The following is a 12,126-nucleotide window of genomic DNA, read 5'->3' on the forward strand; positions in this document are numbered from 1 at the left end:
CGCAGTAACCGAGCCAGAGGCTGGGTTAAATACTGGGCGAAGCTGAGATAAACCTTCAACCGTTGTTTCAGGGCGAATTACTTCATCATCTTCAACTAAAATTAAAGAGCCATCAGCTGCGTGACCTTCCATTGCTAAAATTTCGCGGCGGAAACGGCCTTCAACTGTTGCAGCATGTGCACGTTGATGTGAGCGGTATGCAAATTCGTCTTGCTGCTGGCGGCTAATTCCGTGAATAGTAGCAAGGTATTCTGCAGTTAAACCCATAGAGCCAGATGCTTGTGCAATTGAAGTTGCTAAGCCTGGGTGAAAGTCGTTACCGTGAGTCATAGGTACGTGACCCATGTGCTCAACACCACCAATAAGGTAAGTGTCGCCAGCGCCTGTCATAATNGAGCCACATAAACGGTTAACGGTTGTAGCTGGTACTGAATGTGGAATACCCGCAAGCAGTGATGCGTTACGTGCAACGTTAAAGCCTTGCTCTAATGTTTGCTGTACACAGCCCCAATAAATATCGTCAATTGATGCAGGGTCAACTGCTGGGTTGCGCTCTAATAACCCTTTCATAAGGTGAGCACTTAAATCTTCCGCACGCTTGTTTTTAAATACGCCGCCTTTTGAGCGACCCATTGGTGTGCGGATACAATCTACAATTACTGGATTATTCATGATATTAACCTTCCACCTTATAGAAAACACGACCTTCTTCGGCCCATTTGCGAGTTTGCTCTGATACTTGGTAAATCGCACCTAGGTGAGCATATTTGTCTGCTGCTGCAACAAAGTTAGCTAAACCTGTTTGATCTAAGTAACGGAACGCGCCGCCTCTAAATGGAGGGAAACCAACGCCGTATACAAGGGCCATATCAGCTTCTTGAGGAGAAGCAACAATGCCTTCTTGTAAACAAAGTAGTACTTCGTTGATCATTGGGATCATACAACGGTCGATAATTTCTTGTTTATCAAATTCTTTAGGTGCATCAGTAATTGGCGCTAGTAGCTCAACTGCTGTTGCATCGGTTGATTTTTTAAGACGACCACGACGGTCTGTTTCGTACTTGTAAAAACCTGCTTTGTTCTTTTGACCAAAACGTTTTTCGTTAGCAAAAACAGTCACCGGATCTTTTTCTGCGCGTGCCATACGCTCAGGGAATCCGTCAGCCATTACGCCAGTACAGTGATACGCCGTATCAATACCTACAACATCAAGCAGGTAAGCCGGGCCCATTGGCCAGCCAAATACGTTTTCCATTACTTTATCTACTTTTGCAAAGTTAGCGCCTTCAACAACTAATTTGCTAAAGCCCGCAAAGTAAGGGAATAAAACACGGTTTACAAAAAAGCCTGGGCAATCGTTTACAACAATTGGAGACTTGCCAAGTTTAAGAGCGTAATCAACAACTGCATTAATTGTTTTATCAGAGGTTTTTGCACCACGGATAATTTCTACTAATGGCATTTTTGGCACTGGGTTGAAAAAGTGCATACCACAGAAGTTTTCTGGCTTTTCTAACGCTTCTGCAAGTAAGTCGATACAAATAGTCGATGTGTTTGATGTAAGTACCGTGCCTTCTGGCATGTTCTTTTCAAGGTCAGCTAATACCGCTTGCTTAACTTTAGGGTTTTCTACAACCGCTTCAACAATAATGTTGGCGTTTTGTAGGTCTGCATCGTTAAGCGTTGGCTTAATTTTGCTAAGCGTTGCCAGCATTTTTTCCATTGGCATGTGGCCGCGTTTAACTTTTGCACCCAGTAGTTTAGATGCTTCACCCATACCTAAATCAAGCGCATCCTGTTGGATGTCTTTCATTACAATTGGGGTACCTTTATAAGCTGACTGGTATGCAATACCGCCGCCCATAATACCAGCGCCTAATACAGCAGCTTGTTTAATTTCTACATCGCTGTGCTTAGCAAGTTTACGTGCTTTGCCTTTAATAAACTGGTCATTTAAGAAAATACCGGTTTGTGCAGCTGCTTCGTTAGTGCGCGCAAGTTTTGCAAAGTTAGCATTTTCGATTGCCATTGCTTCATCGCGAGTACAGTTGGCCGCTGCTTTAATAGTGCGAACTGCCATAACCGGAGCAGGATAGTGGCCTTTGGTTTTACCCATTACCATACCTTCTGCCATTGCAAAGCTCATGCCTTGCTCAACACGGTTTAATTTAAGTGGCTGAAGTTTAACATCGCGCTTTGCCTGCCAATCTAGCTTGCCGGCAATTGCTAATTCAAGTGTTGCTAGGCTTGACTCTAAAAGTTTGTCAGCACTAACTACCGCGTCAAACGCACCTACTTTTAGGGCGTCAGCGGCACGGTTTTCTTTGCCTGAGGTGATCCAAAGCATGGCGTTATCTGCGCCAATAATGCGTGGTAAGCGCACTGTGCCACCAAAACCAGGCATTATACCTAGTTTAACTTCTGGTAAGCCCATTTTAGCGGTTTCGCTTGCAACGCGATAATCGGTAGCAAGTGCCCACTCACAGCCGCCGCCAAGTGCCAAGCCATTTATAGCGCTAAGAGTTGGGAATGGTAAGTCTTCGATTGCGTCAAAAACGTCGGTTGCGTTTTTGATCCACGTTACTAATTCTTCTTCTGGTTTAGTAAATGTTGGTAAAAATTCGAAGATATCTGCACCAATAATAAAGTGATCTTTATCACTGGTGAAAATCATGCCTTTGATATCAGAATTAGACGCTAATTCTTTTAATGCTGCTGCACAATCTGAAAGAGTTTGCTGAGATAGTGTGTTTACAGAACCTGCAACACAAAACTTAAACTCGGCGATGTTTTCCTTTAGGAAGCTAACTTCAAAGGAATCGCTTTTATATAACATTATTATTCTCCCTAGTTGACGAACTAAGACTGGTACGATGAGTTTGCATTTCGACCAGTGTGCTTGCTTTAAAATTAAAATGCAACGAAAAATTTAACTCGGTTACAAACGGTTGGTTAAAATATAGCTGGTTTGGTGCTAAGGTGTACTGGAATGTGCTAAAGGTACTCATTAATTATTATGAGTGCGTAAATTAAATGTTGTTCATACTTTATTAAAGGCACTCTCATTATTGTTTTAGTGTCTCAAACTGGAAATTATTAACCCTGACAGGTCGTTAAACCTAAAGGATATTATGAAAAAATTTTTATTAAGCGCTGTGGCAGCTGCCTTTATTCTTCCTTTTAGTTCTGCCCAAGCGAGTATCGATAATGACGCGTTTTTAGATGCTGAAAAAAAAGTGCGCTATGGAAGCTACCAAGACTTTAAAGAAGCAATAAACGGGTTAGACCACCCGTTAAAGCCGTATGTCGAAAAAACATATTGGCAACGCCACCCCAATTTTAAATATCAAAGCGAAATTGAAGATTACCTAACCATTTATGAACATACCCCGCTTGAGTGGCCTGTACGTAAAGCGTGGTTAGAGTATCTTGAAAAAAACAATAAAAAAGCAGCTTATATAAAAAACTACCGAGAAACGTCTAACGCAGCGCTAACATGCACGTTTTTAGATTTTCAGCTTGATTTAGGGGCGCCAGAAAAAGCCATTTTTAATCAGGTTACCGATTTATGGACGGTGGGTAAGTCGCAACCGAATGAATGCGACCCGCTATTTTCGCTTTGGCGCAAAAAAGGTTATTTAAATAATGAGCTTGTATGGAAGCGCATAACGCTTGCAGCGCAGGGCGGTACGCAAAGTTTACTCCCTTATTTAAAAACGTTGTTACCTAAAAACGAGCGTTACTTAGCCGATTTATATTTAAAAGTACGCCGCGACCCTAGTGCGGCCGCAGGCTTGTATCGTTATAAAACTAAGTCGGCAAAAGAAGCGCAAATAGCTATTTATGGAGTTAAGCGTTTAATTTGGCGCGATAAAGCGCTGGCTTTAAGAGCTTGGCAAAAGCTAGAAAAAATGTTTACTTACAGCGATGAAGAAAAAGCAGATTTATATTACACGTTCGCTTTATCACTTGCTTCAAGTGGGCATAAACAGGCCAGTTTTTGGCTTAATAAGGTGCCAAAAGCGCGACAAGACAGAAAGCTAATTCAGTGGCAACTTGGTAATATGCTTAAAACCCAAGACTGGGAAGGCATAGCGGCTTTTTTTACAGGTAAAGACGATTTAAGTTTAGGCCAGCAATATTGGCTTGCTTATAGCTATGCTAAGCGAGGCGAGCAACAAAAAGCAGACGAAATTTGGACTAAAGTGGNCGGCAGCTCGATTAGGACTGCCGGTTGATTTAAACAATCAGCCTTTGCAGGTTGATCAAAAACTAGTAGAGAAGGTGAAGAATGCGCCGGGCTTTAAACGTGCAAAAGCACTTTACGAACTCGAGCGTTTTACCTCTGCACGCCGAGAATGGAATTACTTAACGAACACCTCTACTGATGAAGAAAAACTAGCTGCCTCAAAGGTTGCAGCGCAAAACAATTGGCACGATAACGTTATTTTCACGTTAGCTAAAATTAAAGCATGGGATTATGTTGAACTGCGTTTTCCGTTTGCATTTCAAGATATATTTGAGCGCTACAGTAAACGCAGCAAAATAGACCCCGCGTGGAGTATTGCAATTGCACGGCGCGAAAGCTCGTTTGCACCAGATGCGCGTTCGCATGCAAATGCGCGTGGTTTAATGCAATTGCTCCCTAGTACGGCAGAATACGTTAACAAAGCAAGGGTATCGAGTACGCGTTTGTACCAACCTAAAACCAATATACGCTTAGGTACTAGTTACTTGCAGTACTTAAAAAAGAAAAACAAAGGGAATGAAATACTTGCTACGGCATCTTATAACGCAGGGTATCATCGTATTAAACGTTGGTTACCTGACGAAGCCATACCAGCAGAGCTATGGGTTGAGCTGATCCCGTATAGAGAAACGCGAGATTACGTAAAAAATGTGTTTGCTTATCGCCAGGTTTATCACACCCGGATGGGCCGAGAAGGAAACGTGCTCGCGCCGTTACTCAAAATGAAAATGGGCGGGTAAATTATGTAATACCAATTACCTAAAATATTTAGCCATTCTAGCGTGCTAAATAAAGGGCTAATAACGTAACACGATGGGTATAAGTATTAGGGGGATATTTACATGTTAAATATCCCCCTTTTTTGAGCGCTTTACGTTTAAGTGGTAGACTCAAAGCAAGTTAAATTTAACAGATGGATTAACAATGGATAAATTAGCCGTTTTATATGCAGAGCATATTGCCACATTACAACAACGTACGCGTACAATTTGTGACCGTGAAGGGCTCGAGGGTTTAGTTATTCACTCAGGCCAAGCTAAGCGCCAGTTTTTAGACGACATGTATTACCCATTTAAAGTTAATCCACACTTTAAAGCATGGCTTCCTGTTATTGATAACCCACATTGTTGGATTGTGGTAAATGGTAGCGATAAACCTAAGCTTATTTTTTACCGCCCAGTTGATTTTTGGCACAAAGTACCAGATGAGCCGCGTGATTTTTGGGCTGAGTACTTTGATATAGAATTATTGCTACAGCCTGATCAAGTTGAAAAACTATTACCTTACGATAAAGCTAAATACGCTTACATGGGCGAATACCTAGAGGTAGCGCAAGCGCTTGGCTTTAGTATTATGAATCCTGAGCCGGTACTTAACTATTTTCATTATAACCGCGCTTATAAAACGCAGTACGAGCTTGAATGTTTACGCCAAGCCAACCGCATTGCGGTAGATGGACATAAAGCAGCACGCGATACGTTTTATAATGGTGGTAGCGAATTTGATATTCAGCAAGCGTACCTTATGGCTACACGCCAAAGCGAAAACGAAATGCCGTATGGCAACATAGTAGCGCTTAACGAAAACTGCGCTATTTTGCATTACACACATTTTGAGCCAAAAGCACCGCTTACTCATAATTCGTTTTTAATCGATGCTGGCGCAAACTTTAATGGGTATGCCGCAGATATAACCCGTACGTACGATTTTAAAAAACAGGGCGAATTTGCTGAGCTAGTACAAACTATGACGGCAATACAAATTGAGCTAGGCAACGCATTAAAGCCTGGCATGTTATATGGCGATTTACACGTTGATTGCCATAACCGTATTGCGCAAATTCTTAGCGACTTCAATATTGTAAACTTACCTGCAACAGAAATTGTGGAACGTAAAATTACCTCAACATTTTTCCCTCATGGCTTGGGCCATCACCTTGGCCTACAAGTGCACGATATGGGCGGCTTTATGCGTGATGATAAAGGCACCCACCAGCCATCGCCAGAAGGGCACCCATTCTTGCGTTGTACTCGTAAAATAGAGAAAAACCAAGTGTTTACTATTGAGCCAGGGCTTTACTTTATAGACTCATTATTAGGTGATTTAGCGCAAACCGACAGTAAGCAGTTTATTAACTGGGAAAAAATTGAGTCGTTAAAACCATACGGCGGTATTCGTATTGAAGACAATATTATTGTTCACGAAGACAGCCTAGAAAATATGACTCGTGATTTAGCGCTCGACTAAGCTAATAAAGACGAGCTCGCCAATACGCGCTAAAATACGCGAATGCAAAGGGGCCTTTTGGCCCCATTTTTAATTGAGCTTTAATTATGTCTGAATATAAATACCCCGCCGATGATGTGTTTCATCAAGAAGAAATTAAAAAAAGCACCTTTATAGTTCATATCGCGCATACGCCAGACCTACAGGCTGCTAAAGCATTTATTAAAAGCATTGAAGAAAAGTACCCAGATGCTCGTCATAATTGTTGGGCGCACGTAGCGGGTAACCCAGGCGGAAGCCATGTTTATGGTTTTTCTGATGATGGCGAGCCAAATGGTACCGCAGGAAAGCCGATGCTTAATGTGCTGGTGGGTTCTGGACTTGGCGAAATTACTGCGGTTGTCACCCGTTATTTTGGCGGTATAAAGCTGGGCACCGGTGGGTTAGTGCGTGCCTATGGTGGGTCGCTTAATAATGCACTTTCGCAGCTAAAAACGGTGACTAAAGTACCGAGTATCGAGATTGTAGGCCAGAGTGAATACAGCATGCAGGGCGCAATAGAGCAATTGTTAAAAACCAATTATCAAGTACTTAATATAGAAAAACAATTTACTGCTAATATTGAATGGGTTATTACTATTGATAGCCGCCAAGCAAAACAGGCCATTAAAGATATTTTTGATTTAAGCCATGGCGCAGTTGAGTTAACTATCAAAGAGTAAGACAATAACTTACACACTTATATTTACTAATAATAAAAGCGATAAGCTACATGCAATTTCGTACCATCATAAAAATCCTTGGCCAACTTGTTGCGCTGTTTAGTATTACCATGGTGCCGCCTGCGGTGGTGTCTTTATTTTATAAAGATGGTGGTGGTGTTCCTTTTGTATTAGCGTTTATATTTAGTGTGGTTATTGGTTTAACAGCTTATTACCCAAACAGGCATGAAAACGGCGACTTAAAAGCACGCGAAGGCTTTTTAATTGTTGTACTATTTTGGCTGGTACTAGGGGCGTTTGCATCGTTACCGCTGATTTTTTTACAAGAACCTAATTTGTCTATGGCCGATGCGGTGTTTGAGGCCTTTTCTGGCCTTACAACCACTGGGGCCACTGTACTTACCGGAATTGAATACCTGCCTAAGTCTGTTTTGTTTTATCGCCAGCAATTACAGTGGTTTGGCGGTATGGGTATCATTGTACTTGCTGTTGCTATTCTGCCCATGCTTGGGGTCGGTGGCATGCAGTTATACCGAGCTGAGATCCCAGGCCCAGTAAAAGATTCAAAAATGACCCCCCGCATTGCCGATACCGCAAAGCACCTTTGGTACATTTATGTGTCGTTAACGGTAACCTGTATGTTGGCGTATTGGGCGGCAGGTATGGAGTGGTTTGATGCTATATGCCATGCGTTTTCTACAGTGGCGATTGGCGGTTTTTCTACTTACGATGCCTCAATAGGGCACTTTGATAGCCCTGTCATTAACTTTATATGTGTTTTCTTTTTAATTATTGCTGCGGTTAACTTTTCACTGCATTACGCGGCGGTAGCGAGTCGTAATATTCAGGTATACATTCGTGACCCTGAATTTAAAGTTTTTTTACTGATACAGTTAGCGCTGGTGGTGATTTGTTTTACGGTGCTCTCATCTAACGAAATATTTGCCGATGGCGATGAAACCCTCGATCAGGCCTTATTTCAGGCGGTGTCTATGAGTACCACAGCCGGTTTTGCCACCGATAACTTTTCTACTTGGCCGCTGTTTTTACCTATATTGCTTATTTTTTCGAGCTTTATAGGTGGCTGTGCAGGTTCAACCGGTGGCGGTATGAAAGTTGTACGCGTGTTTTTACTTTACCTACAAGGCATACGTGAGCTTAACCGCTTAGTGCACCCACGTGCTATATACTCTATTAAGCTTGGTCGTAAAGCCCTGCCCGATAAAGTAGTTGAAGCGGTTTGGGGGTTTTTCTCAGCGTACGCATTGGTGTTTATTATTATAATGCTGGCACTAATGGGAACCGGCATGGACAACATTACCGCGTTCTCTGCTACGGCGGCGTGTTTAAATAATTTAGGCCCAGGCTTAGGTGATGTTGCCTCTCATTATGGGGCGGTGAGCGATGGTGCCAAATGGCTATTAACCATTGCCATGGTATTTGGTCGCTTAGAAATTTTCACCTTACTCGTGCTATTTACGCCGACCTTTTGGCGTGGGTAATAATATAAAAATGATGCTTAGGAACAGGCATGCCACATTCTAATTTAGATAAATTACACCAGTTAACAACAGGGCGATTGGTCGACTTGGAAATTGTTACGCCTACCAGTAGTAAACGCGTGAAAACAGAGTTTATTGGCTTGCTAGAAAATAAATTTATTATTTTAAATTACCCAAGTTCAAAGCGTTTAGCTGCTGCAAGTGATTACCTACGTGATGGTGTAATGGTGGTGGTAAGAGCGGTTATAGAAGGCAGTGGCGGACAAGTAATAGCATTTAGGCAGCAGCTTATGTCGGTTGCCTCACACCCTGCTAGGCTCATTTTTATTAATTACCCTGCGCAAGTGCAGTTATTTGCACTGCGCGCGCAAACACGCATACCTACCTTATTACCTGCAAAATTAACTCTCAGTGACGATAGAGTACTTGAAGGGGTGATTAAAGACATCTCGCTTACCGGGGTGATGTTTGATGTACGCGGCGATCAAAACGATGAAAATATTAAAGATATGCAATGCACGGTGACGGTTGATACCAACAATAAAGCATTTACTGGCGAAATATGCAGTGTAAAAGAACACGCCGCAGGAGTTAATTGTGGTATTAAACTTCTAGCCAGTGAAGATGAAATGAAGGCATTTATGAAAGAGCATTTTATCGATCNCTTTCGCTTAATAGCAACAAATGGCCATTTTTTATTTTAGTGGCAGTCATATTTTTTAAAACTTCAAAAAATAATTTTTATTTTCTATAAAAATCAGTAGTATAGATTAGTTTTACGAGTGAGTTATTTTAATACGTTAGCTCCCCTCACGGCTAAAATTTAGTCTCTTTTTTTTGTAAATCTTCATCCTTACAATTTACGCCGAAAATTGTAGCTTTTTTCTCTTATGTAACTAGCTGTTTTTATTGTATTTAAAAACTTAGCTTTACCCTTTGTTGCTAGTTTGCAACATAAAACCCCCGCAAATTTATCAAAAATAGCCAAGCTCTCATTTAACTGATTGAAATTAATGAACTTTTAAAACTTGGCATTCAAGTTGTAATAGTCTGGCTGTACTGAACAATAACGTGATTTAAAGTAAAACACTTAATCGCACACATATACTTGAAGGAATTATATTATGAAAAGCATTAATAAAACTTTAGCACTTATCGCCCTTGCTTCATCATCAGCGGCATTTGCAGCAACTGATTTTGATACGTTAGATGTAGATGGCAGCGGCACGATTAGCAAATCAGAGGCATCAATTGATGCAAAACTGATGAGCATGTTCTCAGAATTAGATACTGACCAAGATGGTGAGCTATCAAAAGAAGAATTTTCAGAAGCTTAAAGTGTGGTAACAATCCTGAGTTGCCAATGACAACCTAAGTAGGCAAGGGAGCTTACGAAAAAGGATTACAAGGATTGCGTACACCACGTAGTGAACTTAACTAATTTGTTTATATTGAAGGATTAAATTATGAAGCATTTAAATAAAGCACTCGCATTTATGGCTATTGCCTCTTCTTCTGCTGCCTTTGCAGGGACTGATTTTGACACGCTAGATGTAGATGGCAATGGTGCCATTAGCCAAGCTGAAGCATCGGTTGATGCGGATTTAATGGCTGAGTTTGTTGAGCTTGATACCGACGGAAATGGTGAGCTTTCAAAGCAAGAGTTCTCTAAATACTAGGGTGTGATGATCTTTGCCAATTGAGCGCAGGGCAGCGCATGTTCACTTAGCAAAGAGTCATTTGCTCTAATCCAATGTGCATTAAAACTTAGTAATGCACATTGGCAAAAGCACTTTTTAGTTAATTTTTAAACCCATGGATCTTAGAAAAGGATTTCCTCTTAATTAGGACACAACTATGAAAACATTAAATACAGCACTTGCCGTTATCGTATTAGCTTCTTCATCAGCGGCGTATGCTGCAGTCGACTTTGCCTCGTTTGATGCCGATGGTGATGGTGCAATTTCAAAGCAAGAAGCGCAGGTAAATTCACAGCTAGTGAAAATTTTTGACCAGCTAGATACTGATGGTAATGGTGAAATTTCTGAGCAAGAGTTTTCAAAAGTACAGTAATTAGAAGCTGCTAAGCAGGGTTGCCTAGCATTAAAAAAACATACTCCACTAAAGCCGCCTTAGTCAGCGGCTTTTTTGTGTTTAACTATGTCTTGTCCTGAAATGTGTTTACACATTTAGGACTTATTTTATGAAAACCACTAAAATTAAAGACGTTAAGCGTACTCAGCGAGATTATACATTAGGCTTTAAATTATCTATTGTTGAGCAAGTAGAAAAAGGCGACTTCACCTATAAACAAGCGCAAAGTCATTACGGTATTCAAGGCCGCAGTACCGTTCTGGTATGGCTGCGAAAACATGGTAAATTAGATTGGTCTAAACCAACTTATATAGCCAACATGCCTAAATCGAAAGAAACCCCAGCACAAAAAATTAAACGTTTAGAGCGCGAGATAGAAGAGTTACGCCTAAAGGATTTAATCAAAGATGAAATGATTAATATTATGGATGAAGAATATGGAGCGGGCTTGCGAAAAAAGTACATATCCGAGCTATCACGCGCGCAAAAGAAAACCATCAAATAAAGCTTACTCCGTTATGCCGTGCATATGGCGTAACGCGACAAGGTTACTATCAAGCTATGCGCAGAATAGATGCTCGGAATAAAGAATTGGAGCCAGTCAAAGAATTAGTGATGTACTGGCGGCAATTCATGCCTCGTATTGGTGGGAAGAAACTTTATCTGATGATAAAGCCAGACCTGCAAGAGCGTGGCATTAAACTAGGTCGTGATTGTTTTTTTGATTATTTGAGAGAGCATGACTTTCTTGTAAAACCAAAGAAAAATTACACTAAAACAACAAACAGTAACCATTGGATGCGCAAGCATCCCAATTTACTAAAGGAATACATGCCTACTGCGGCCGAGGAAGTCTTCGTTAGTGACATTACATACGTAAAGTCAGCGCAAGGCGTGCATTACCTATCGTTAGTCACTGATGCTTACAGTCGAAAAATAATGGGTTATGAGCTGAGTGATGAAATGAAAGCAACCGATGTAGTCAGAGCATTAGAAATGACAATTAAGCAACGCGTATATAAACGTGATGCCATTCATCATTCAGATAGAGGTTTACAATATTGCTCTGAAGTATATCAAAATGCGCTATTAAAAGAGGGCATTAGACCATCGATGACCGATGGGTATGACTGTTATCAAAACGCATTAGCAGAGCGTATTAACGGGATATTAAAGCAAGAGTTTTTACTGTATAAATGTCGCAATATGGCAGAGTTAAAACAGCTCGTTGAAGAATCGATATTTATATACAATGAAATGCGACCGCACTTAAGTTTGGATATGAAAACACCAAATCAAGTGCATAAAAAAGACCTGGCGCTTTCGCACCAAG

9 protein-coding genes and 2 pseudogenes are annotated in these 12,126 nt (G+C 41.1%); 9 read left to right on the forward strand and 2 right to left on the reverse strand.

The annotated features are described in order from the left end of the window. Positions 1 to 672, reverse strand: a pseudogene (gene fadA / locus L650_RS0108325) (acetyl-CoA C-acyltransferase); the annotation flags it as partial. Positions 673 to 676: 4 nt separating this feature from the next. Next, the gene (gene fadB / locus L650_RS0108330; RefSeq protein WP_029772823.1) at positions 677 to 2,836 is read right to left on the reverse strand and encodes a fatty acid oxidation complex subunit alpha FadB; all 2,160 of its coding nucleotides are present in this window, start codon (positions 2,834 to 2,836) and stop codon (positions 677 to 679) included. Positions 2,837 to 3,131: 295 nt separating this feature from the next. On the opposite strand from fadB, the pseudogene L650_RS0108335 reads away from it, so the two are divergent. The 9 genes and pseudogenes from L650_RS0108335 to L650_RS23650 all read left to right on the forward strand — a co-directional run. Beyond that, positions 3,132 to 4,989: pseudogene (locus L650_RS0108335) on the forward strand (transglycosylase SLT domain-containing protein). Positions 4,990 to 5,173: 184 nt separating this feature from the next. Then, the gene (gene pepQ, locus L650_RS0108340; RefSeq protein ID WP_004588047.1) at positions 5,174 to 6,496 is read left to right on the forward strand and encodes a Xaa-Pro dipeptidase; all 1,323 of its coding nucleotides are present in this window, start codon (positions 5,174 to 5,176) and stop codon (positions 6,494 to 6,496) included. 86 nt (positions 6,497 to 6,582) lie between these two features. Further along, on the forward strand, positions 6,583 to 7,197 hold the full coding sequence (locus tag L650_RS0108345) for a YigZ family protein (protein ID WP_024032141.1): 615 nt from the start codon (positions 6,583 to 6,585) through the stop codon (positions 7,195 to 7,197). A gap of 50 nt (positions 7,198 to 7,247) precedes the next feature. Next, complete coding sequence (locus L650_RS0108350) at positions 7,248 to 8,699, forward strand: TrkH family potassium uptake protein (protein ID WP_004588045.1); 1,452 nt, start codon at positions 7,248 to 7,250, stop codon at positions 8,697 to 8,699. A 29-nt stretch (positions 8,700 to 8,728) separates the two neighbouring features. Next, positions 8,729 to 9,403 (forward strand): flagellar brake protein, encoded by a 675-nt coding sequence (locus L650_RS0108355; protein WP_029772824.1) that lies wholly within the window; start codon positions 8,729 to 8,731, stop codon positions 9,401 to 9,403. A 420-nt stretch (positions 9,404 to 9,823) separates the two neighbouring features. Continuing rightward, the gene (locus L650_RS0108360) at positions 9,824 to 10,036 is read left to right on the forward strand and encodes an EF-hand domain-containing protein (RefSeq protein WP_004588043.1); all 213 of its coding nucleotides are present in this window, start codon (positions 9,824 to 9,826) and stop codon (positions 10,034 to 10,036) included. 129 nt (positions 10,037 to 10,165) lie between these two features. Further along, positions 10,166 to 10,378: a calmodulin-like protein gene (locus L650_RS0108365; RefSeq protein WP_004588042.1), complete on the forward strand. Its 213-nt coding sequence runs from the start codon at positions 10,166 to 10,168 to the stop codon at positions 10,376 to 10,378. A gap of 178 nt (positions 10,379 to 10,556) precedes the next feature. Further along, entirely contained in the window at positions 10,557 to 10,772 is a 216-nt protein-coding gene (locus L650_RS0108370) for an EF-hand domain-containing protein (protein WP_004588041.1), read from the forward strand. 130 nt (positions 10,773 to 10,902) lie between these two features. Then, a protein-coding gene (locus L650_RS23650; protein ID WP_128081053.1) for an IS3 family transposase occupies positions 10,903 to 12,126 on the forward strand; the annotation gives its coding sequence in 2 pieces (ribosomal slippage) (positions 10,903 to 11,254 and positions 11,254 to 12,126; 1,225 coding nt annotated over the 2 pieces). This gene is flagged as partial in the annotation.

The sequence above is a fragment of the Pseudoalteromonas sp. TB51 genome (assembly GCF_000498055.1).
In the GTDB taxonomy this organism is placed as follows: Bacteria; Pseudomonadota; Gammaproteobacteria; order Enterobacterales; family Alteromonadaceae; genus Pseudoalteromonas; species Pseudoalteromonas atlantica.

Excerpts from the sequence above, each read along its gene's own strand:
- fadB (WP_029772823.1), bottom strand. The coding sequence starts at position 2,836 with ATGTTATATAAAAGCGATTCCTTTGAAGTTAGCTTCCTAAAGGAAAAC.
- pepQ (WP_004588047.1), top strand. The coding sequence starts at position 5,174 with ATGGATAAATTAGCCGTTTTATATGCAGAGCATATTGCCACATTACAA.
- L650_RS0108345 (WP_024032141.1), top strand. The coding sequence starts at position 6,583 with ATGTCTGAATATAAATACCCCGCCGATGATGTGTTTCATCAAGAAGAA.
- L650_RS0108350 (WP_004588045.1), top strand. The coding sequence starts at position 7,248 with ATGCAATTTCGTACCATCATAAAAATCCTTGGCCAACTTGTTGCGCTG.
- L650_RS0108360 (WP_004588043.1), top strand. The coding sequence starts at position 9,824 with ATGAAAAGCATTAATAAAACTTTAGCACTTATCGCCCTTGCTTCATCA.
- L650_RS0108365 (WP_004588042.1), top strand. The coding sequence starts at position 10,166 with ATGAAGCATTTAAATAAAGCACTCGCATTTATGGCTATTGCCTCTTCT.
- L650_RS0108370 (WP_004588041.1), top strand. The coding sequence starts at position 10,557 with ATGAAAACATTAAATACAGCACTTGCCGTTATCGTATTAGCTTCTTCA.